At 44.5% G+C, this 24,116-nt stretch carries 18 protein-coding genes; 7 read left to right on the top strand and 11 right to left on the bottom strand.

All coding sequences use genetic code 11. The annotated features are described in order from the left end of the window. Window positions 1-86: 86 nt before the first annotated feature. Complete coding sequence (locus F0228_RS01740) at window positions 87-1,181, bottom strand: substrate-binding domain-containing protein (protein WP_171731104.1); 1,095 nt, start codon at window positions 1,179-1,181, stop codon at window positions 87-89. A gap of 82 nt (window positions 1,182-1,263) precedes the next feature. Here F0228_RS01740 and F0228_RS01735 point away from each other — a divergent pair, with 82 nt between their 5' ends. Both F0228_RS01735 and F0228_RS01730 read left to right on the top strand, forming a co-directional pair. Beyond that, a complete protein-coding gene (locus F0228_RS01735; RefSeq protein WP_061031040.1) occupies window positions 1,264-2,382 on the top strand; it encodes a substrate-binding domain-containing protein in 1,119 nt (372 codons plus the stop codon). Further along, window positions 2,379-4,856 carry an EAL domain-containing protein gene (locus F0228_RS01730; protein ID WP_171731103.1) on the top strand — a complete coding sequence of 826 codons (2,478 nt, stop codon included), beginning with the start codon at window positions 2,379-2,381 and terminating at the stop codon, window positions 4,854-4,856. The genes F0228_RS01735 and F0228_RS01730 overlap by 4 nt, the downstream gene beginning before the upstream one ends. Before the next feature lie 105 nt (window positions 4,857-4,961). Here the strand turns inward: F0228_RS01730 and F0228_RS01725 are convergent, their stop codons facing one another. From F0228_RS01725 to F0228_RS01685, 9 genes are all read right to left on the bottom strand, one after another. Continuing rightward, a complete protein-coding gene (locus tag F0228_RS01725) occupies window positions 4,962-5,867 on the bottom strand; it encodes a LysR family transcriptional regulator (protein ID WP_171731102.1) in 906 nt (301 codons plus the stop codon). Window positions 5,868-6,010: 143 nt separating this feature from the next. Continuing rightward, entirely contained in the window at window positions 6,011-7,288 is a 1,278-nt protein-coding gene (locus F0228_RS01720) for a BatD family protein (protein ID WP_253820269.1), read from the bottom strand. 89 nt (window positions 7,289-7,377) lie between these two features. Continuing rightward, the gene (locus F0228_RS01715) at window positions 7,378-9,069 is read right to left on the bottom strand and encodes a VWA domain-containing protein (protein WP_171761767.1); all 1,692 of its coding nucleotides are present in this window, start codon (window positions 9,067-9,069) and stop codon (window positions 7,378-7,380) included. After that, window positions 9,062-10,135, bottom strand: coding sequence for a VWA domain-containing protein (locus F0228_RS01710; RefSeq protein ID WP_171761766.1), 1,074 nt, complete (start codon window positions 10,133-10,135; stop codon window positions 9,062-9,064). Before F0228_RS01710 ends, F0228_RS01715 begins: the two co-directional genes overlap by 8 nt. Further along, window positions 10,128-10,667 (bottom strand): DUF4381 domain-containing protein, encoded by a 540-nt coding sequence (locus F0228_RS01705; protein WP_171761765.1) that lies wholly within the window; start codon window positions 10,665-10,667, stop codon window positions 10,128-10,130. The genes F0228_RS01710 and F0228_RS01705 overlap by 8 nt, the downstream gene beginning before the upstream one ends. Then, entirely contained in the window at window positions 10,668-11,630 is a 963-nt protein-coding gene (locus F0228_RS01700) for a DUF58 domain-containing protein (RefSeq protein ID WP_171761764.1), read from the bottom strand. A gap of 12 nt (window positions 11,631-11,642) precedes the next feature. Next, window positions 11,643-12,626: a MoxR family ATPase gene (locus tag F0228_RS01695; protein WP_105058109.1), complete on the bottom strand. Its 984-nt coding sequence runs from the start codon at window positions 12,624-12,626 to the stop codon at window positions 11,643-11,645. A gap of 128 nt (window positions 12,627-12,754) precedes the next feature. Next, entirely contained in the window at window positions 12,755-15,139 is a 2,385-nt protein-coding gene (locus F0228_RS01690; protein WP_171761763.1) for a multiheme c-type cytochrome, read from the bottom strand. Between the two features lie 190 nt (window positions 15,140-15,329). Beyond that, on the bottom strand, window positions 15,330-16,877 hold the full coding sequence (locus F0228_RS01685; RefSeq protein ID WP_061031049.1) for an arylsulfatase: 1,548 nt from the start codon (window positions 16,875-16,877) through the stop codon (window positions 15,330-15,332). A 345-nt stretch (window positions 16,878-17,222) separates the two neighbouring features. On the opposite strand from F0228_RS01685, the gene F0228_RS01680 reads away from it, so the two are divergent. The 5 genes from F0228_RS01680 to F0228_RS01660 all read left to right on the top strand — a co-directional run bounded on the left by F0228_RS01680 (window position 17,223) and on the right by F0228_RS01660 (window position 23,696). After that, complete coding sequence (locus F0228_RS01680; RefSeq protein WP_171761762.1) at window positions 17,223-18,785, top strand: arylsulfatase; 1,563 nt, start codon at window positions 17,223-17,225, stop codon at window positions 18,783-18,785. Window positions 18,786-19,044: 259 nt separating this feature from the next. Then, window positions 19,045-20,121 carry a cytochrome c peroxidase gene (locus F0228_RS01675; protein WP_171761761.1) on the top strand — a complete coding sequence of 359 codons (1,077 nt, stop codon included), beginning with the start codon at window positions 19,045-19,047 and terminating at the stop codon, window positions 20,119-20,121. After that, entirely contained in the window at window positions 20,114-22,501 is a 2,388-nt protein-coding gene (locus F0228_RS01670; protein WP_171761760.1) for an ATP-binding protein, read from the top strand. Before F0228_RS01675 ends, F0228_RS01670 begins: the two co-directional genes overlap by 8 nt. Before the next feature lie 12 nt (window positions 22,502-22,513). Next, window positions 22,514-22,933 carry a hypothetical protein gene (locus F0228_RS01665; protein WP_171761759.1) on the top strand — a complete coding sequence of 140 codons (420 nt, stop codon included), beginning with the start codon at window positions 22,514-22,516 and terminating at the stop codon, window positions 22,931-22,933. Between the two features lie 106 nt (window positions 22,934-23,039). Beyond that, entirely contained in the window at window positions 23,040-23,696 is a 657-nt protein-coding gene (locus F0228_RS01660) for a DUF2057 family protein (RefSeq protein WP_171761758.1), read from the top strand. Window positions 23,697-23,808: 112 nt separating this feature from the next. Here F0228_RS01660 and F0228_RS01655 read toward each other — a convergent pair whose 3' ends face one another. Then, a complete protein-coding gene (locus F0228_RS01655; protein WP_171750743.1) occupies window positions 23,809-23,967 on the bottom strand; it encodes a hypothetical protein in 159 nt (52 codons plus the stop codon). Between the last annotated feature and the right edge of the window lie 149 nt (window positions 23,968-24,116).

Genomic DNA, 24,116 nt, shown 5'->3' with positions numbered 1-24,116 from the left:
GGTGTGTTGCGAACGATAAAAAAGCCGCTTACCTAATACAGGCAAGCGGCTTTTTCTTTGCTGTTGTGTAAGTGACGTTCAGTGCACTAGTTTTTTCCTGAATAACGGAAAGCCTCTCGAGTTAATTGGCTCAGCTCTTGATCATCCATTTTGTTGTGCACCACGGTGATTCTGCCTAAATAGATCAACGGCACTTCTGTTTGTCGACCTTCCAAGTGAAACTTAATCGCTTCTGCCGTAGCAACACCCAGATCGTCGCTCATTCTCATAGGGGTAGCATCAAGCTCATCAGAACGGATTTTTTCTATTTCTTTTGCGGTGCCGCCCCAACCTGTCACATATATCTCAGACAGCATGTCAGCTTCACTAAGCGCGTCCACCGCTCCCATCGTCATTGCCGTATTAGCATTGTGAACCATGGTCACTTCCGGAAAGTTACCGAGTACTAGGCGAATCCCATCGGCCCCTCCAATTTTTTGATACTGCCCAAAATGCTCATAAACCGTTAACCAATCGCCTTTCTCTTCAACACAATCGATAAAGCCTTGTGAACGTTGGGTGTCGGTGATGCCAGGAATGCCTCGGTTCGCGGAAAACTCAACATCATTACCTAACTCTTGAACCACGTGATCACACAACACTTTCGCGCCCATCTCACTGGAAAAATCAAACCAGCTATCTGGCTGATGTGACCACTGCTCGTTAGGGGTATGGAAAGCCCAAATGAAGGTTTTAAAGTCGGAGGACGCCGACAGCTTTTGAATGTTTCCGGCTTGAATATCCAATTCTGAAGGTCCAAAAATGACGAAGTCATACGGAGTATCCGAGCTGAGCACTTGTTCCGTGTATTGAGTTTGCAATGAGTGTTCAATCTGCCTTGATGTGAATTCATCAATCTCAAACCTGAGCTCCAAAGCGATCAGCCTTTCCTTTAGCGCAACGAAATTACGTATCCAAAAATCGGAAATATCTGCGCTTGGGTAAATTAAAGCGATCCTTACGGGTTTTTCAGACGATTCTGCTACAAGAGAAATAGGCTCACCACTCACAGTCTCTTGAAATTTTTCAAGTTTTCTAAAATCATCGTCAAGCCATTCTCCATCAGCCCTCACAGTTAGTGAAACCATAAAACAAGCAGTTAGAAGTAAAGGTAAAAGGATTTTATAATTTTGACCCAGCATAAATGTTACCAAGTGTTTGAATGTTTATTAACAATATTATAAATATAGGGCGATAATAATTTAAAGAACTTTTATAAAACTGATGAATAAAATATTTAACTTTGCAAGTGCATTACTTGCTATCACTTGCAGCTCAACAAGTTTTGCAGGGTACCCAGAAGACGTATTTTTCAAATACGCTGAAAATAAGGTTACGCGTGCGGTGTCTTACCAAACCACTTGGGGAGGACCAACTGCAGGCCCTGCGATACGCCATGAAAAAAGCATCATTTTTGTTGCATCGGACCTGCGTAACGGTGGTGTTTATGGTGTGGGGAAAGGCCTATCTGAAGCGATTTCAAAAATTGATTGGCACCTACGTTTTGTCGATGGTTTAGGATCTGAGGTTCGCCAAGGGGCAGCCATTAGAAAAGCAATCGGCTTTCAACCCGATGCCATTGTGCTTGGTGGTATTGATGCAGTACGTCATCAAAAGATCCTAAAACAAGCCCAAGATTTGGGCATCACCATCATTGGATGGCACGCCACAGAATTAGCGGGTGGAAATCCTGAGATTGGTCTGTTTACCAACATCACAACCGATCCTCTGGATGTAGCAGAAATCGCTGCTTTATTGTCTATTGTTAACTCAAAAGGCCAAGCCAAAATTGTGGTTTTCACCGACCCAAATTACGAAATTGCGATGATAAAAGCGAATGCAATGGTGGATACTATCAAACAGTGCCGCCAGTGTGATGTGCTTGAGCTGATCTACCTTCCACTCGATCAGATCGACCAAAAAATGCCATCTACCTTGAAGATGCTTGATAAAAAATATGGTGACAACATCACCCATATTTTAGCGATTAACGACCTATATATCGATTATGCCATCCCCTCCTTAGAGTCAAAAATCGAAGATAACAAGTTGATTCCCAATAACATTTCGGCAGGCGACGGCAGTAAAGCCGCGTACAAAAGAATCAACAGAGACAAGTTCCAGTCTGCGACCGTTCCTGAGCCTCTATACCTTCAAGGTTGGCAAATCGTTGACGAACTCAACAGAGCGTTTAATAACATGCCGCCTAGTGGTTATTCTGCGCCTGTTCATCTCGTCACGCCAAAGAACGTAGCAGAGCTTATTAACAACGAAACGACTGGCATTTATGACCCTAAGAATGGCTACCGCGAAGCGTATCTGAATATTTGGAAGCCACAATGAAATTCAATCAAATTAACATTACCCAGCGCTTCATAATATCCAACTTAATATCACTACTTATCGTAAGCTTCGCGGTCATCATGGTGATTCGCTCTTTGTATTATGTCGAATCAACGCTTAAAACAGAAACCTCTACACATGTCTCCGAGTTGATTGTAAATTCCGAGATAAGTCGACGAGTTTTTACCTTGACCTCTCGAGTAAAACTACTCGAACAGACCTTTCTATTCAGCGAGAATACCTTGTCTGAAGAGGCTTTTAACGTTGATTTCCAGCTGCAAAAACTAAGAGATTTGTCTACAAATGAAGGATTTTCACAGAAAATAGATGCCTTTATTGACAACTTCCACCGTTTCTTAGGCAGTTCACTTGCGCTTAATCGAATCTTAAAACAAACCAATCAAATTGATGCCACCTTAGCAGCCCAACTCAATAAGCTGGAGTTTGCTATTGCTGACAGTAAGCTGAAGCACCTCAATCAAAATGACTTTATTCGATACAACAATGAGTTGGATCTGATGAACATGCTGAGGGAATCTTTTCTGACTTCCGGAAAAATGGTCGGTGACATACACAGCCGCATTACACCAGAAACAGAAAAAGTGCTGTTAATCAAAGTCGAAAAAGAGCTCGATATCTTCTTACTGCACTTAGAAAACGTTGATATAAAAACAGCAGCGGTAATCAGCGAGAAGCAGAAAATTCAGAAAACAGTTAAACGCTATAATGCGGCACTTAAACGAATTCGTGCCAACCTAGAACAACGTTGGCTGGTCATGGCTTCTCTATTGGATGCACAAAGCGATCTATTAGAAATGGTAGAAAATACAGAGTCTCGTGTTCAAAACCAAGCTCTGGCCCTCACTGCTCAACTAGAAGAAGAGATCGGTGAGTCGCGCTTTAACGCAATTATCATCAGCTTTTCTGCCGTTATCTTGTCACTGCTGTTACTTAACCATGTCGTCAGACACCATATTCAAAAACCACTCAACGCACTTAAGCATGGTTTCAATCGTTTGGAGTCTGGCAGCCTAAAAGAGCCTATCGCGCTTGGTAGAAGCGATGAATGGTCTCATTTAGAGAAAGCCTACAATGACATGGCTGGTAGGCTGTCTGAAGCGTATTTGGACCTAACTGAAGAGAAAAAGAACTTCGACTTTCTTGCCCACCACGATCCGTTAACAGGTTTAGCAAACCGACTGTTAGCGACGAAGAGATTAGATGAGGAGATTAAACGGTCTCGAGAGCATAACTCATTTTTCTTACTGTTCTATCTGGATATTGATGAGTTTAAAACCATCAATGACTCGCTAGGACACGGGCAAGGTGACAACCTGTTGATCAACGTATCAAATATTTTGACCACGCTTGTTGGCAACAATGGCTTCGTCGCACGAATGGGCGGCGATGAGTTTATGGTCGTGTTCTCTGACATCAGCTTAAGTAAAGGTGAACAACTGGCAGACCGACTAAACCAATCACTCCGCAAACCTTACTATGCCGACAACAACTCGATATTCGTTGCTGCAAGTATAGGCGTGTGTGAGTACCCTACTCATGGCTCAAGTGGTGAAACTCTAATCCGAAACGCAGATACTGCCATGTATCACGCCAAGCGCAATGGCAGAGACCAATATCGCGTCTATGCCGACAAGATGACTCATGAAGTCAATGATCTTATCGAAACCAACATGGGCTTGCATCAGGCCATTGCTAATGACGAACTAGAAGTGTTCTTCCAACCAAAAGTCGATCTGGACACGCAAGAGATCATTGGTGCTGAAGCGCTAGTCCGTTGGCGACATCCTAAGTTGGGCCTTTTGCCTCCGGCTGGTTTTCTGGAAGTCGCAGAGAAGAGTGACCTTATTATCGACATTGATAAGTGGGTATTTAAAAAAGTAGCTAACCTCATCACCGACTGGCAACGCTCAGGAATCGACTTGGAGGGGGTAACTTTCTCAATCAACTTCTCTGCTCGGATGTTTTACATGACCGACCTCGCCGAGCAACTCCAAGTAATACTCGATGAGACAGATTGTCAGCCACATCAACTGTTACTTGAGATAACAGAAAGAGACATGATGCGAGATTTCGAGACCTGTTCGAGAACGATAGAAGTGCTTCATTCCAAGGGCTATAAAATTGCCATTGATGACTTTGGTACCGGTTACTCTTCACTATCTGTGTTGAAAAACCTCTCAGCAGACTGCGTCAAACTCGATCGAAGCTTTATTGAAGACATCAACTCATCTAAGGTTGATTACGAGATCACCTGTGCGGTATTAAAACTCGCACAAATACTCGATTTTTCAGTGATTGCTGAAGGACTTGAAACGCAGAACCACGTAAAGACTCTGCGTCAGATAGGTTGTAAATACGCACAAGGTTACTTCTTTGCTAGACCTCTACCTATAGATGACTGGGTCTCATATTTTGTTGGCAATACGGAGCAAACATCACAAGCATCAGTATAGGCTGTCGCTTCAAGCTCAGTGGAGTCAGTGGTTTGTACCCTACTCCAGACGTAATAAAAGCGTCTGGAGTGGGTCTACGAAACCACCACTCAGCTAACGAAAGCGCTAAGCCGAGACCTCTTTTGCTGCGGCTTTGATCTTGGCGCGTAACCACTTGTGGCTTGGTTCGTTAGTGCGGCTTGGGTGCCAAATCATACACATATCGAGGTTGTCCAGTTCGAACGGCAGCGCTAGCGTTTTAACCTTGTACTTTTCAGAGAAGCAACGCACCGACGACATCGGAAGCATTCCGATATAATCTGAGTTTTCGATAACCGGCAACATTTCAACTACACCTGCTGCTCTATAAACTACTCGACGTTTCTCAAGGTCTCTATAGTGCTCCGAACTCAATAGGCTTCGGCGTGCATGCCATTTGGATACCACCACATGCTCAAGCGACAAAAATTGTGTCATATCGATGCTATCGCCAATAGTTGGATGATCAGTGCGGCACACCACCACCAACTGTTCGGTAGAAATCACCTCATGCTTTAGCGTCGTTCTTCCTTTTGGCGTCATATCAATGATTACATCATGTCTTTGTAGTCTTAGATCCGACTCGTAGTCTTCTGTAAACAAAGGGTGAATTTCTAAGGCAATACCCGGTGCTACCTGGCTAATCAGTTGCATCACCTTAGGCATCATTTCGTAGCTCGCCGCCGACACACAGGCGATAGAGAACACGCGGCCGGAGGTTTTAGGGTCAAAGTCTCTTGATGCAGACAAGGTCGACGTAAAGTTCTTCAGTGCGGCCGCCATCGCTGGGTAGATATCCATCGCGAAAGTAGTTGGCTCAACACCTGAAGTGGTACGGTGAAACAGTGGCTCATCATAAATATCTCTCAGCCTTGCAAGTGCTTTACTCACAGCTGGCTGACTAATATCCATGCGGCTAGCAGCTCTAGATAAGTTCTGCTCTTCATAGATAGCGACAAATATAGGAATTAGATTTAGCTCGGTACTTTTCATACAGTTCCATATTAAAGAAGCAGGTTCCCTATAGTAGGGAACCTGCTGATTTTGTTCGATGCGAATTGCTAAAAGTTGTGCGTAATGCCTCGATAAACCTTGAATTTTTATAGGTATTTCAACGATACAAGAGCATCACGTGGCTACTTAGTTTTATCTTTTAAGTCTGGCAAGGCTTTAGGAATTTTCAAGCGACCTGCGATTGAGCGAGATACATGAGAGTTGGTCCGGCGATTGGCGAGTTTTTTTAACCCTTTCCACAAACGTTTAAACACGTTCTTATCTTCATGCCCTTGCTGAAGAGCAGTGCTATCATCCAGCCATAACTTTTCGGTGCTGGCTTTCGATAGCTCTAACTCCGTCGTTTGATATCGTAATTGAGTGTAAATAAACATTCGTAACGCAGCCCAGTCGCCCTGCTTAAGCAGGCGTCTCATCACTAACCACGTGGGTGTTGGTCGAGCCGCGTAATAACGCTTACCAACAACAAACAGTAAAACACATGCTAACGATACTAAACCAATCGTAATGAATGCCGACATATAAGCTTTAACAAAGGACTGTAATGTGTGCTTGGCTTCAAACACTTCACCTTTGATTACGACATCTTCTAAACGTTGTTTGTCGCTATTCCACCATTGAAACTTGAATTCAGGAAGCGTCAGTTCACCACCTTGTTGAATCACATAGACTGATTCTTCAATTCGGCTTGAACGATAGTCCCCTCGCTCTTGGGTATCATCAAGACGATTCGGTTGCGGATAGGCTTGATACTGCTGTGTAGATTCGTTGGTTAGTACGTTAGGTAACAACACAGATAAGCTGTCTTTTGCCCTAATGGTCACTGTTCGAGTGATTGCATCGCCAACTTTCAGCTCATCACTAGAGCGTTGCCACTTTTGCTGAACCTCAACATCCGTTGCTGCGAACCAAGGCGTGTCTTCACTCAATAACCCAGAAGGTAGCGAAGCTTCAAACTTAATCGGTTGGGTGTAAAGTGTACCAGTCACGTTAGAACCATCGGGAGCTGACACCTTTAAACTCACAGGCAAGGTAGGAATAACAAAAGCACCCGATGCCATTGGATAAAGAGTGATTTCCCAGCGCTGGCGTGACCAAGTAGTCCCGCCTACTCTTTCGGTGTAATTCGTTGCAAGTTGATTACGCTGCTTTGCAATCACGTTTGGGATTTCAATGCTACCGATGCGTGTGCCACCCGTAAACCAATGTGGGGTCGCGACTTCGATATTCAAAATCACTTGCTCATTAACGCTTACCTTAGCCGGCGTTATCTTATCGCCCAGTTTCGGTTTTTCTCCGACCCAAGCGATAAGCTCAACATCACCACTACGCTGAAGATCATAAATATCACGAGCGTACGCTGAAGAGGAACACAAGGTGATAAGCAGAGCCATCAACATAACAACGAAACCATGCTGTACATGACTTAACGGCTTAACTGAGTTCGAATCTCTAGAGTAACTGAGAGACAAAAATTGACAATAACTCATTACTTTTGCTCCTCATTAAATACTGGTGATGGTTCGCGCAATTGAATTTGAAACTTAGCTCGAAGGAAATACTTAGGATCCGCTTCCACTCGCTTTAACCACTTATCAGCGAGCTCTTGACTACCAAGAATTTCATTCGCATTGAGCGTTTCTTTTAACATGAGCTCAGCAACTGTCTCCTCTTCTGCACCATCGCCCGTACGTGGCTTATCCTCGTCTAGTTCAAACGATTCTTCAGGGCCATCCGTCGTCCCTGCTTGGCTTTCACTGGTTCGGTTAACTTCTTCAACAATGCCATTAACCACGGCTAAGTTGTGCTGAACCTCAGGCTTTAAATTAGAGTCAAGGTCAGGCTTATCATTTAAACTTTTCAGCAAATCTCGTGCAGCCAGATACTCTCGTTGCCTAGCTAGAGCACTGGCCGCGTTGTATAAACCTAAATCACTGTCGACTTGTAAGAAGGCACTATGGGCAAGCTTAAACTCGCGTGCGTAGTAGTAAGCGACACCTTTCCTAAGTGGATCCTCAAAGTGTTTCGCCGCTTCTAGATACTCTTGTTGATTTAACAATCGCTGACCCTGTTGGTCCGGAGTCAGCCATAAATCCCACCACCATTGGGCAGTTTTATCCCAAGCCGATAATGTTTCCACTTCAGCAGGTCTGTCCGCCGTCAGATGAACCGTTTTTGCCATTGTATTTGGCGTATATAAGGCACCTGTCGTAACAGCTCCGATTAGACACCACTGCACGAGCCAGCCTTTTCGGAACCAAAGTAACATGATCAAAGCAATAGGGAACAACAAGCCGTACCCCATGTCTTTCCAAGGCATCGAAGACTCACCATTGAGCTGCATATTGCGCTCAACCGCACTGTTAAGCGCTTTTATGTCAGAGTCATCTACCGTCACTTCAATCAAGCGACCACCCGTGGCTTTAGCCAACGTGTTCAATGAATCAAGGTCTACTGGGTTATTACTAACCATTTGGCTATTACCCGCTGCCAAAATCAACAATTGGTAACTGTTTTCATTAAAGAACTGTTCGTACGCCTTTATGGTCGTAGGATTCACGCCATCAGAAACCAGCAACACAGTTGAACCCGGTTCACCAGACAATTGTTGCTGAACTAAAGGCAGTGCTTTCTCAGCAGCTTTACCATCAACAGGCATAATTTCAGGCGTGATTGCCGCCAAAAACGGCTCGAAAACTTTGCTATCTTGAGTCACCGGCATCGCAACATGAGCACTTCCTGCATACACTACTAAACCTGTATTACCGCCTTTACGCGCCGCCAATAAGTCTCGAATTTTTTGTTTCGAGCGCTCTAAGCGACTAGGAGGTAAATCCTTTTCTAGCATAGATTCGCTGTTATCAAGTACCACTAACATCGAGGCTTTATCTTCTCCAAATGGCGATGCTTCACGCTGCCACGTTGGACCGGAGCAAATAATGATCGCGATGGTCACTATCACCATCAGTAGCTTGAGCGGTAGCTGTTTACGCCACCCTGTCTCACCAATTGTTAGTGCATTGCGTAAATGCTCTGGAAGAATGTCTTTCCAGTTCGGTTTAGTCTCTTCACGCCAACGTAACCAGAGTAAGAAAAACATCGGCACAAATGCTAAGAGCCAAAGTGGGCGAATAAAATGAAACTGAGTAAAAACCTGTTGAATTGCGAGAGAATCAAACATCAATCTCTCCTTTCGTTTCAAGGTTCGACAAACGAACGGCACGGCGACGTCTTAACGTTGCAAGACTAAATACTGTGAGATACATGAGTACGACGACTGCCATTAAATAGTGGTGTAAGCCCTGCTTAGGTCGATAGGTTGTGCTTTCATATAACTGAGGCTCAAGTTGGCCGATCTGTTCGTAGGCGGTACTGAGTTCATCACGGTTAAGCGCTTCAAACGCCTCACCGCCAGATTCAGAGGCGATACGCTTGATGGTTTCCATATCCAAAGCAACTTCTCCGACAGTCTGAGGGTCGCCCATCGCAATCACGTGGATACGAACCCCTTTCGCCTTAGCCACTTTTGCAGCATCAATTGGCTCTACAAAACTGCCCGTATCATTACCGTCCGTAAGAACAATCACGACTTTCTCACGCTCGATATCGTTTTGGGCTTGTTCGGCAGACATCTGCTTACCGCTCTGCTCAAACACTTTTATCGCTAAGCCAATCGCATCGCCCAAATGAGTGCTCTGCCCGGCCATCGCCACATCTGTTTGATTTAAGAGCTCAAGCCATACATCTTGGTCGGCAGTGAAAGGAGTTTGTACAAAAGCAGCATCACCAAACAGGATTAAACCTAAGCGGTCGCCTTTTCTGGTTTTCGCAAAGTCCGCTAACACCTGTTTGGTTGCTTCCAAGCGTGAGATTTTCTTACCTTGCTTAGATGTGAAGTCTTGTTCTGCCATTGATCCAGATAAATCAACAACCACCATGACATCGCGACCTAATTGTTCACGCACTTGAGGTTCACCAAGAATGGTCGGTTTAGCCAAGGCACAAACAACCAAAACCCAAGTGATAATGAGAGTGGTGCGTTGCCACCAGCTTGGCGTCAATTGACTTGCCCCTTCAGAAGGTGCTTCCCCAATCGCTTCCACCAATTCGTGGAAGAACGGCACTTTAATGGCCATTTGTTTGGTGCGATATGCTGGCACCGCTAAGTAGACCAACAGAGGTAAAGGCAGTGCAACGAACCACAATGGATGTGCAAATTCAAAGCTAGAAGAGAAGAGATTAATCATTTGCTTGCCCCTCAACTGCTACTTGAACATCAGGCTTATGGAGCTTTAACCACATCATTGAGGTTTGAATCACTTCCGAGCGCTGTTCAAAGGTCAAGCGTACCTTGGGATCAATGAGGCTTTGCATCCATAGTTCTGAGATTTCCTCGGCAAAGAATGCGTTGTTACTCTCTGTTTGCGCGTTGACAGGAAGGTGAGCATTCAAACGTTTTACATAAGCTTGTCCAAACAACTTTGCATTGCTGCTGTCTAAATAACCGAGTACAACTTTAAGCACTTTAAAAGCCTGCTCAGGGGAGTTTTTGTTTCTCGCATCCAATAACATCAATTCATTAAGTGCTTCTTTTCGGTAGCGATTATTCCACCACCTTAGCGCCAAACGATAGGCCAGGTAGAGAGCCGCTAATAACAAGATAACGCCAAGGATCTTCCAACCTATCGTTTGTGGAGCCCAGCTAACACTATTAGGTATCGCCACATCGTGCAGCTCACGCAGGATATAAGTACTAGGAGGCGTATGTTCGACTGTCATTTAGCGCCCTCCCACTAACTTTTGTAACTGGGAGATATGATTGCCAGACGTGTCTAATTCGATATACGGAAGGTTTTTCATCGCCATTAATTTAGCTAGAGATTGTTTTTGAAGTGCCGCTTTCTGAGCCAGGCTCTCGCTTGCAAGGTTGACCTTAGATTGGCTATCTAGGCTCAATTGAAAGCGACCATCACCCACCACCCAGTTTGCACTCGCAAGATCTCTTGGCAGTGAACGCTCTAGTGGGTCAGTGACCATGATTGCGAGGATATCGTTATGCTGCTGAAGTTGTTTCAAACGGTCTACGTGGTGCTCTTGGCAATCACGCCAATCGCTAATGAAGATTAACGTCGACTGTTTTAACCTCATTCGCTTAATCAATTCGATGCATTGAGTAAAGCCGACTCCCTCATTGTCACTCACATTTACACCCAAACTCTGGTTCGCTTTAGCAAGGTGTTTGAGTTGGGATAGCAAATCAGACTGAGAACGTTGCGCTTTTGTGTGAAATAGCTTTTGGTGTGAAGCCAAAACAAAACCGACGCGGTCTCCATCCTTAAGAACCCGCCAACCACACAATGCCGCCACTTCCGCGGCAACGACGGACTTCATGGTGTCTTGAGAGGCAAAGAACATAGAGCTGCGTTGGTCTACACAGATCATCACATTGCGGTCTTTTTCTTCGGTATAGCTACGAACATGTGGTTTCCCGGTTCGCATGGTGACTTTCCAATCAAGGTTACGGATATCATCACCCAGTTGGTAATGTCGTAACTCTTCAAAGTTCAAACCACGACCACGAAATAACGAGTTGTGTCTTCCCGAAAGGACACTGCCCGCTTTTAGGTGAGGCAACAGGGAAAACGACTCAGCTTGCGCCTGTATTCGCACTAACTTTGAATAATCACAGTACAGTCTTGGATCAAGGCCTTGCGATTTGGGAGCTTGTGTTGGCTTCGCCATGACGCCCCCTTATTATCCGATCTCTACGTTATCAAGTAGCTCTTCAACGACTCTCTGATGGTCGACCCCGTCAGCAAGCGCATCGTAAGACAGTGAGAATCGGTGCCCCAACACAGTTGGCAGCATTGCACGAACATCATCCAACGTGACGTGGTCACGCCCTTGTAGCCAAGCATAAGCGCGAGCACACTTATCTAGAGCGATAGAAGCACGTGGACTCGAACCAATTTCAATCCATTTGGACAAGTTAGATTCTGGGTAACGTTCCGGCTTTCGAGTTGCCATAACTAACGCCACGATATAGTTTTCAACTAAATCAGACACCGCGATTTCTGGAAGTTGGCGCCGTGCCTCAAGCACTAATTCAGGTTCAATATGCTGCGGAGTCACTAGCTCGGAACTGGTCTCATTGCCTAGCTCTTCACTGCGAACCAAGCGAATGATGTCACGCTCTGCTTCATCTTCTGGGTAATCAACCGTCACTTTCATAATGAAACGGTCCATTTGCGCTTCAGGTAGCGGGTATGTACCTTCTTGCTCAACTGGGTTTTGAGTAGCGAGTACCATGAATAGGTCAGGAAGGATGTGAGTTTCACCACCTACTGTGATCGTGCCTTCAGCCATCGCCTCAAGCAGTGCCGCTTGTACTTTAGCTGGCGCACGGTTTACTTCATCGGCTAGGACAATACTGTTGAAGATAGGCCCCGGTTGGAAGTGCAGTTGAGGTTTCCCGTCTAGCTCTTGATACACCTCTGTACCCGTCACATCTGATGGCAATAGGTCTGGTGTGAACTGGATTCGACCAAAACTGGTATTTAATAAGTTGGCAAGCGACTTTACTGAACGTGTTTTCGCTGTGCCAGGAAGCCCTTCTAAAAGCACATGCCCATTGGTCAATAACCCTATCACAAGAGCCCGAACGACGTGGCTCTGTCCGATAACACTTTTTTCTGTTTGTTCAATCAGTTGGTTTATTGCTTGTTGCGCATGGTTCATAGGTCTTCCTTTATTCAAACTGGCTGCGTACATCCTACTCACAAGCTCGATAACTATTGGTTATAAACGCAATAAGTGGTTATGGTGTAAAACGTTACAACCAGCATAACCAAGCTAACCTCATCGTTTTATTTAAGCCTAGCCTTCAATTGGTTAATGGCTTCTGGCGGGGCCACTTTACTCAATGATGAAATACACTGTTCAAATGCTTTTGGCACACCCGGTATATGGCTGTTTCGCGCCAACACTTCACACTGTGCATACAAATGTTGAGGGTTTCGGCTAAATTGATAAGCCTTGTGTAATGACTTGCTCGCCGCAAGTACATCTGACTTTTCCAATGCCAAGCCATACACATACCAATATTGCGGATCCGTCTGTGCAGTTTCAGCCGCTTGTTTTAGATAACGCGTTGCTTGATCATAGTCTTTTACCCTTAGCAAAGCTAAACCTGCGCTGTATGGCAACACACTCGATTTTGGTTGCGCCTGAATGCCTTGCTTCAAGGTAACAAGAGCTTTAGATTCATCACCTAGTGCCCGGTAGAGGTCAGCCAGATTGGCGTAGCTGTTCTCGAAATATGGCTCGATTTCGATAGCGCCTAAGTAGTATTCAATGGCTTGTTCGTGCTTCCCTAAATCTCGGTAAACATTACCCAGATTGGTTCTTCCAAAACCTCTGTCACCATTAAAGCGCTGAATCTCAATGTACTCTTCCAATGCAGACTTGATTTGGTCTTTCTGTAGCGGATTCATTTCTCCCCAATAACGGACTAGCGCGCCAGCTGTTTCTGAACGAATAGACAATACTGGGTCAGTAAGCAGTGGTTCTAGAATCTGCCAGCGGTCGGTAAACGGGAAACCAGATGAACCTTGTACAACGCCTAAACGGATCATCTCATCGTCGTGTTTTACTGCCCTTGCTAATGAAATGAGAGTGTTCTTACCCGTGTTACCAGACAAGCGCTCCAAGCTTGATGCTCGAATAATATTACTTAAGCTAGAATCCTGAGCCGAATACGCCAGTGCATCTTCCGCGCCTCTGTGCCCTATTGAGTCCGCGTAAAAAGCCACAGCGAAATGCTGTTGGTTTCTATATTTTGAATCAGGGAACCATTGACCAATTTGCTTATCGGCCCACTGATCGGTTTTGTCTTCATGGCAACTAGTACACACGTTCGGCGTTTTAATATGCTGGCTAATATCCGGGCGCGGAACATGCCAGCTGTGGTCACGTCTCGGATCGACCTCCATATACGTCGTTTCAGGCATGTGACAAGTGGTACATTTTGAAGCTTCCGTGTATGCCTCATGGAAAGTGTGTTTTTCTGGTGTGTATTCCGATGCAATATGGCATTGGCTACATACCGCTTCTTCCGCAATTTTCAGCTCAGCGGTATGGGGATCGTGACAGTTAGTGCAAGTGACGCCTTTCTCAGCCATCGCTGACTGTAGGAATGAACCGTACACGTAGTCCTCATCATAGATTTGACCATCGTGATGATAGAGTTCCGGGCTAATTAAGCTCAAACGGTATTTATCAAAAAACGAGCCATTGACGTGATCCGCCGTCTCATTCAGTTGTGTGCGTCGGCTATGGCACTGAGCACAGGTTTGAACTTGGTTGGTATGAATGATGTCTTTCGGTTGAAGGGTGGAATTGCCCTCTTGGTAAACCCACTCTTTGACCGACTTAGACAAATCGCGGTCAAAACCATAATGCGCCGTGAGTTGAACGCTTTTACCACCGTTGGCTTTAGCTGAATGAGCAGCTTGCTTTGCTTGTTCAACGTGCTCACTTGCAGGGCCATGACACGCCTCACAACCCACATTGATTTCAGACCAAGTTGTACTGTAGGTGTTGCTTGCCATGTCGTAGTTCTTTTCTAGGTTTGTTGAATGGCAATCAGCACACATGAAGTTCCAATTTTGGCCGCTATTGGTCCAATAAAATTCATCGGTGTTGGTTGTATCTGGATAGAGGTGAAACCAGCGCTGTCCTCCCTCAGTCTCGGTGCGAGAGTCCCAAGCAAAAGGAATGAGCTGAACACGGCCGTCTTCAAACTCAACCATATATTGCTGAAGTGGTTCAAAGGCAAAGGTATAACTGATTTTGTAATCTTTGAATTGAGCATCTGGCCCTTCAATGTTGACCCAGAACTCATCACCTTTGCGATAAAAACGATTTGGCTTACCTTGATGCGTGATGGTTTGGTTATCAAAATTACCTAAAACGGAATCATCTGTGGCGTGCTTCATCGCCATGTCATGATGAGAGCCCTGCCAAGCTTCGACTTCTGCGCTGTGGCAATCAATACAAGCCTCTGAGCCTATGTACGTGGCTGACGAACCGCTTTCCGTAGATTTAGACACGGTTTTCGTAGCTTTATCACTGACAGGCGACGCTTGTTCGCTCGCGCAAACATTGAAACTCAATATCGTGAAAATCGCGGATAATACTGCAACTCGCTGGTGTTTCAATCCGTTCACTAGTGAGCACAACAATGCAGACATAACATTCCTTGTTTTATACATCCTTATGCTTAATAAGGTAGACGCAAAAACAGCTAATTTACAATTATTTAGTGACCATGAGCTCGATTGTTGTGATTCATATTCAGGACATGTGGCTGCTCACCACTGCACCCATAAAAAAGAGCTCCGAAGAGCTCTTTTCATACAGTTGGTATATCCAAACCGTCGATTACTTGTTATGGGACTCCTGAAGTTTCTCCATAACCTGATCCAAACTAAAGCTCGCCGCTTTTTGACGTGGTGGATATTCAGCGAATGTTTCTAGGAACTTGCCCACATAGGCTTGTGCTGGAACGAACATGTACGCGTGGTCAAGTAACCAGTCGTAGTATGTGTTCGATGTGATATCAGCATTTTCGTATGGGTCCATTCTAAGGTTAAACAACTTAGGAAGACGCAAGGTCACAAACGGTTCAGCCCAAATTTGCATAGTACCCGTCGCTCGTTGCTCCATGAATACCGCTTTCCATTGGTTATAACGAAGTGCCGCTAAATCACCATCATCTGTGAAGTAGAAGATTTCGTGACGACGACCTTTTTCTTCTTCACCCGTTAGGTAAGGAAGGAAGTTATAACCATCTAGGTGAAGCTTAAAGGTTTTGTCACCCGCGGTATGACCTTTGAGTAGCTTCTCTTTGATCTGATCATCACCCGCTGCAGCAAGGAATGTTGGCATCCAGTCCATATGATGCATGATTTCGTTAGAGACAGTTCCAGGTTCAATTTTACCTGGCCAACGAACCATTGCGGGTACACGATATGCCCCTTCCCAGTTGGTATTTTTCTCACCTCGGAATGGCGTTGTACCTGCATCTGGCCATGAGTTCATGTGTGGACCATTATCCGTAGAGTAGAAAACAATGGTGTTGTCTTTGATGCCTAGATCATCCACTTGTTTTAGTAGCTGACCAACATGTCTATCGTGCTCAACCATACCATCGGCATAGTTACTAATGCCTGTTACACCTTTACTGTCTGGCTGAACGTGTGTTCTAAAGTGCATACGCGTAGCGTTCCACCAAACGAAGAATGGTTTGTCGGCTTTCACTGCACGGTCCATAAAGTCGAGTGCCGCGTCTAGTGTTTCTTCATCTACCGTTTCCATACGCTTACGCGTTAAAGGACCAGTATCTTCAATCTTACCGTCAGCGAATGACTTGATCACGCCACGTGGACCGAATTTCTTACGAAACTCTGGGTCTTTAGGGTAATCTTCATTCTCTGGTTCTTCCTCAGCATTTAGGTGGTAAAGGTTGCCAAAAAATTCATCAAACCCGTGTGCTGTTGGAAGGAATTCATCTTTATCGCCCAAGTGGTTTTTACCAAATTGGCCTGTCATATAACCCATAGGCTTCAGTAGTTCTGCGATCGTAGCATCTTCTGCTTGAAGACCAATATCCGCACCAGGTAAGCCTACTTTACTTAAACCTGTTCGCAATACACTTTGACCAGTAATGAACGTAGAGCGACCTGCGGTACACGACTGCTCTGCGTAGTAATCGGTAAACATCATGCCCTCTTTAGCGATGCTATCAATATTCGGAGTTTGATAGCCCATTAAGCCAAAGGTGTAAGCACTAACATTAGATTGACCAATGTCATCACCCCAAATGACGAGAATATTTGGTTTTTCGGCGGCGAATGTGGTGGTAGAAGCCGCCATCATCGCTGTCCCCAAAATCGCTAATCGACGCTTGACGCCATATTTCGCTGTCATAGAAACCTCTTCGTAAGTTATTTGCATCCTGCCCTACAACGTATAGTTCATTTTTTGCACATGCGCGAGATTCGGTAAGCTATTAATCTTTTTGTCATTTTTATAAGACACGGATACAAAACATACTGGTTTAATTTGCATCTACAAACTTGATAGGGATCACACATGTAAACTAAGTGTTTATTAGAACCATCAACTGAAACTCCAATTAATCAATAAGTTAACCCCACATCATAACGATTGGTTATAAACACTATAAAAGGACGGAACACGGTTTTGGGAATAACATTTGTCCATCGATGTGTTGTTCTAACGCATTAATCTTAAAAGTGAATCGGAGTCCTTATGGGTACTAAAATTAATAAACTAGCATTAGGTGTTGGCTTATTAGCAGCTTCTTCAGCAGCGACAGCAGCAGAAAAACCAAATATTCTTGCTATCTGGGGTGATGACATTGGTGTATTCAACATCAGTGCATATAACAACGGTATGATGGGTTACGAAACACCTAACATCGACCGTATTGCTAACGAAGGCGCACTATTTACTGACCACTACGGTCAACAATCGTGTACAGCTGGTCGTGCTGCATTCCTAACAGGTCAAGAACCTTTCCGTACAGGCCTACTTACCATTGGTATGCCAGGTTCTGATCACGGTATCCCAGACTGGGCTCCAACTATCGCTGACCTTCTTAAAGAACAGGGCTACATGACAGCTCAGTTCGGTAAGAACCACATGGGTGACCAAGACAAACACCTTCCTACGAACCACGGTTTTGATGAGTTCTTCGGTAACCTTTACCACCTGAATGCAGAAGAAGAGCCAGAGACATACTACTACCCTAAAGATCCTGAGTTCCGTAAGAACTTCGGTCCACGTGGTGTAATCAAGTCTACTGCTGACGGTAAGATCGAAGATACAGGTCCTATGACGCGTAAACGTATGGAGCACGCGGATGAAGAGTTCCTAGAAGAATCTCTAGCGTTTATGGAAAAAGCAGTGAAAGCTGACAAACCATTCTTTATCTGGCACAACACAACGCGTATGCACGTGTGGACTCGTCTACAAGAAAAATACCAAGGTAAATCTGGTATCAGCATCTACGCTGACGGCATGCTAGAGCACGATGACCAAGTTGGTATCCTTCTAGACAAGCTTGATGAGCTTAAAATCGCAGACAACACGATCGTGATCTACTCTACCGATAACGGTGCAGAGACAGTATCTTGGCCTGATGGTGGTGCAACTTACTTCCACGGTGAGAAAGGTACAACTTACGAAGGTGGTATGCGTGTTCCTCAGCTAGTTCGCTGGCCTGGCGTAATCAAACCGGGTAGCAAGATCAACGATATCATGGCTCACCAAGACTGGATCCCTACTCTTCTAGCGGCAGCTGGTGATGATAAAGTGGTTGAGAAGCTAGCGTCTGACAAAGGTGCTACATACAACGGTAAAAACTGGCGTGTACACCTAGATGGTTACAACTTCATGCCTTACTTCGAAGGTAAAGAAGAGAAAGGTCCTCGTGACAGCCTACTTTACTTCTCAGCGAACGCAGAGCTAAACGCGGTACGTTGGAATGACTTCAAGATCTCATTCGCAGTTATGGACGGTAACATCACAGATGCTGTACGTTTCCAACCAAACTGGCCACAAGTAGTACACCTACGTGCTGACCCATTCGAAAAAGCACCACACGAATCTGGCATGTACCTACGCTGGATGGCAGACAACATGTGGTTATTCGTACCAGTTGGCGGCAAAGTACAAGAATTCATGCAAACGCTACCTGATTACCCAATGCAGAACAGCCAAGCATTGAACCCAGGCAACTTCAACCAAAACGCTTACATGCTGCAAGGCAAACTTAAGCAACTTGAAGCGGCAGCAGCTCAAGCTAAATAAGCAAACCTGAACCATGTATTTTGAGTTGAATAACTAAATTAAATACATAGTCAAATACAAAGCCGTGGTGACTCAAAGAAGTTTCCACGGCTTTTCTGTATCTATCAGCCAATGTTCCTATCCCTGCTCCTTATCTTGCAACATTAGATTTATGAAACTAGATTTATAAAAGAACCCTTATGATTAGCAAGGTAAATAAGGGGTAATTCAGACGGATCCTGAATTGATTTAATGGATTAAATTTAGATGGAACTGAGCTATGAAGACATCCTATTTGGCTGGAATAAGCATAACTGTTATTTGTGTTTCGATCGCTATACTGGTTTATGATGGTGCATCTTCAAATTCTCACTCTTCCTTTGAACACAAAGACCATCACCCTGCTGATTCTTCTCACTCGGATTCGCACGCAAGCGACACGCATAAAACCCGTCAACTCACGACCTCTAATATCAAAGTCTTTCCAATTCCTAACGCCACTGAAATCGATCACGATCTGGCGAAAATTGGCTGGGTACTCTTCAAAGACCCAAATCTTTCCTCTAATCGAAACGTCAGTTGCGAAACCTGCCACAGCCTTCAAACCAACGGTGCTGAGGTGATTCCTGTATCAATAGGGGTAAATGGTGCCGGAATGCGCAACTCTCTTACGGTCTTCAACGCGGTTTTCAATTACCGATTCTTTTGGGACGGCAGGGTAAACAACCTTTCAGATCAGATAGACGGACCAGTACATAATGTGGACGAAATGGACTCGAACTGGGCGCTTATCACCGATTATGTATCTAAGTCACCCACCTACATTGACCTATTTAAAAGCCAAAAAATGGCAATTGATACCGTCTCCGTTAAAGCCGCGCTCATTGAGTTTATGCGAGGCTTAACCACACCCGACTCCCCTTTTGACCGATATTTACGTGGCGATACTGCCGCACTCTCCGCTGCTGAAAAACGTGGCTGGGAAACATTTCAAGAAGAAGGATGTATTCGTTGTCACCAAGGCACCAATATTGGTGGAGGCATGGTGATGCGTTTTGGTTACTTCGGATTATCAAAAACAGGCTCTGAGCGAAGTGAAGACCAAGGTCGCTTTATGTTTACTCAGCAACCACAAGACAAGCATCTGTTTCGTGTCGCGAGCTTGAGAAACGTCGCGATTACGGCGCCTTATTTCCATGACGGTCAAACCGAAACCCTAGAAGAGGCCATTAAAATAATGGGTGAAAGTCAGCTTGGTAAAACGTTTGAAGAACAAACAATCAGTGACATCAAGGTGTTTCTCGAGACACTCACTGGGCAACGCCCCGAAATACTAGTGGAGTTTGAAAATGAATAAGATCAGGCTCATCTTTTTGCTTTTTGTCACGCTATTTATCAGCTTAATCAGCTTTATCATACTGACCAACTCGGAGTATGAGAGGGTTACCGAATATGGGGAACCTATTCGTGAACTAGGCCACGAAGTTTTAGAGATGCGTGATCATATTACCAATGCAGCACTTACTGGTACTTCCGACCCTTACCAAATGTCCGAAGATTTAGTGATCCTAGAAAAAGAATTACAACAGCTAAGAGAGATCTATCAAGGCAAGAATATCCACTCTGCGTTCTTTAAAGACTTACCGACAGCGCAATTATTGGAGCGTTTTTATAACGCCTCAATGTCGAATTTAGACACACTCGATAAACTAGTTGGTTTAAGCGTCGCTCGTCAGTTTATTCTGCAATCTTTAACTCAACAACTCACAAAGAGCAGTTCAACTCGCACCGCGGTGAACAACGCAGATATCGAAATTCAAAGTGAGCTTCTTGCAAGCGTATTGGTTGGAGGAATCAGGCATCAGAATTCTGGTATCAACTCTGAGTTAGCGAACCTATATAAAACGTTTACTGAACTCAACCAACAACAGAGTCAGCTACTCTCACAAGTACTTTCAGCGCACAGTATGGAGTACATTGAACACATTGAGCATCGGTTTACTGACTTGCAAGACCAGCTTAAAGGCGTGATCGTTAAGCTTATTATCGTGCTAGCTTTTCTGACTTTAGTCTTTTCGTTCGCCATATTTATCTTGAGAGTTTTTGAATTAAAAAGGAATAACCTTTCTTATCAAGAGGCAGCAAACAGAGCACAAAAAGCGAGTGAGGCAAAATCATTGTTCCTCGCGACAATGAGTCACGAACTAAGAACCCCTATGAACGGCGTATTAGGTATTGCACAAATCATCAAAGAAGATTCTCAAAGTGCCGATACTCGGAAACAGGCACAAATCATCATCGACTCAGGGCAGCACCTTGTCACCATTCTGAATGACATTCTCGATTTTTCTAAAGTTGAGCAAGGTAAAATGGAGCTCGAACTGAGTCCATTTTCCGTAACCGACGTTGTCACACACCTAGACAAAACGCTAACGCCGCTCGCCACCGATAAAGGGATATCTTTTGTTATTAAGGATAATATCCCAACCAATATTCAACTTCTTGGCGACTCAGCACGAACGCGCCAAATCTTATTTAATCTAGCCGGAAATGCCGTCAAGTTTACCGAGTCAGGTAAGGTCGAAGTCGAGTTCGAGATCGCCCCTACTACACCACCATCGGTCAACATTATGGTCTCCGACACGGGCATAGGTATTGCTGAAGACAAGGTTGACCACATCTTTTCAGCGTTTGAGCAAGCAGAGCTCTCTACAACGCGTAAGTTCGGCGGAACGGGTTTAGGGTTATCAATAGTCAAACAGCTGGTTGAATTGATGGGCGGAACCATTGATGTCTCTAGCCAACTGAATGTGGGTACTTGTTTTACCATTTCCTTACCATTAGAAATGCACGAACTAGAACAACAAACTACCGAGCAAGCCTCCACCAGCATTAATAAAACGCTCAATGACTTCACTGTGCTGCTCGTAGAGGACAATAAAATCAACGCCATGGTTATCAAGAAGTTCTGTGAGTCTATAAACATGACTGTTGAGAATGCGTATGACGGGCTGCAGGCACTCGATAAATTGGCTGCAAACCAATATGACTTAATCATTATGGATAATCACATGCCGAATATGAGTGGTATCGAGGCGATTCAAAAGATCCGCAATGAACTTAAGTTAACCACGGTTATTTTTGCTTGTACTGCTGATGTGTTTAAAGAGGCTCATGACGAGTTTCTTGTGTCAGGAGCCAACTTTGTCCTTACGAAACCATTGCAAAAAAACAGCCTACAAAATGCCATTAATGAGTTTCATCATCAGTTTGAGATAAACCGACACCAATCTGTTCATTCTCGCCAATCAACCGAAACGAGTAATAGCAATGTCACCATGCTGACTCGTCCGCCTAAGAACAAGCTGCCTCTTACAGAAGAAGAAATATCTCGTAGCCCATTACTCGAGGGCGATAAGCTAGAAGGGAATGAAAAGCTGAAGTGTTTAAACAACTTAGTTGATGAATTAGAAAATGAAATTGATGAGCTAATAGCCCTCTTCTCGGATGATAAACCCGATGATTTATCAAGAACTTTAAAAGCCGTCATCGCCATTGCATCTAAGCACGAGATGTATGAGGTGCTTGAGCTTGCTATCTCTGCTGCGCAAACCACAGAGCAGCACATCATGCCGGAAGCCGAACTACTGCAACAGCTCATCAATCGACTCATGGTAAACAGCCATCAAGCAACACGCTTAATACACAAACTCAACCAACAACGTAAAACGGGTTAACTGGGGTGTCATATGAAATTGAACCTACCTAGTATCGGTCCACATCTACTTTTGGCGGTGGGCGCTACGCTCATTTCTGTCGTCGACTATCACGTGCCATTAGGTATCGCGATGGCCGTACCTTACATTACGATAGTACTGCTCGCATCAACCACTAAAGAGCCATTTTCAGCCATTATGTGGGCGATTGTCTGTACCTTACTTACTCTCGTTGGATACTACGTTTCCGAGTCCGGTAGTGAGGCATGGTTTGTTATATTGAACCGGGTCATTACCATTTATGCGATTTGGGTGTGTGCTTTTGTTCCTATCTACATCACGCTTCAATCGCCTACTGATGCTGAGGTTCTTGATGATGACGTCACCCCACCAGATGCACTAAACCACTCTTACGCGGATAAGAAACGTACAGGTAACACGGTCAATAATTAGGCTTAGGTTAAGTTTCGGTGAATTTTGCCAAATCGAGACAAGGTAACTTGAAATACTTCGTTCTGCGTGAGATTGTAAAATATCTCACACCAATAACTGTATGATTATGAAAACATTACAATCCATTGCGCTACTTTCCACAATTATCGCAGCACCACAAGTGTTAGCTGATGTAAAAATTGAAGTTCCTTCTAGCGCAGATGCTCTAGTTGAAGTCTTAGCGGTTAATGAGGCTAAACCTGATCTTGAGGGTGGTTTTTTCTCTTCAAGCAAAACGATCACCGTGCCAGACGGTATAAACCAAATCGTTTTCCAATATCAGCTCGCTTTTAGTCAAGGTAACGACCGTGAGTTTGTCGATAGTGACGCAATTATTGCTACTTTTGACGCTACAGACACAACGGTAACGTTCGACATGCCTAAGTTCCGCAACGCTAACGAAGCGAGAAAAGGCTTTCAGAACCTAGATTGGAAATTGGTTGATGAGAACCAAAATGCAATCAGTGTTAAGCAAGACAAATTAACCAAAGATGGTATGCAGATTGGCCGTAAATACCCTCAAGAAGCGAAAGAATACAACCGTACAGGTGGTATTGCCGCATTAACGACAGGTGCTACAGCCGCTGCAGTTGTTCAGCCAGTAACACTACCAGCAAAAATTGATGGCAACGCGTCTAACACGGCCGAAGAAATGCTGTACTTCTGGTATGAAAAAGCCGACGCTGAAACCAAGCAAAAATTCAAAGAGTTCGTGAACAAGTAAATCCTACTTGTTGATCGTCTTAATAAAAAAGCTGGCATTCAATCGCCAGCTTTTTTGTATCAACTATAGGGTAACTACCTTTCCGTATTCGCCCTATTGGTGCGCGTTTGCACTATGCGTTCTCAGCAGAAAACACTTCCCCGTCGATTTTGATCGGCCATCCCATCAATTCATATTCAGCAGCCAGTAAATGTGCGCAACGGCTTGATACTCTGGTTTTTATCCACTCACCTATGCCACACACTTTGTATTCCAAAACAGCCATTTTCATAACAACACCATTTACTCAAAATTAAATTTATAAATATCAGGTAGAAGTTATCTATTCCAAGGGCTTATGTATGTTCCCAAAAGAACATTAGCCTATAGTTTACCTATAAAGTTGTAGGTATTTTGTTTTCAATCATTTAGCGTAAAGCA

It is taken from the genome of Vibrio sp. 99K-1 (assembly GCF_013114585.1).
GTDB classification, from domain to species: domain Bacteria; phylum Pseudomonadota; class Gammaproteobacteria; order Enterobacterales; family Vibrionaceae; genus Vibrio; species Vibrio chagasii_B.
The sequence above is the reverse complement of the archived record's forward strand: the minus strand, read 5'-3'. Positions and strand labels throughout refer to the sequence as shown.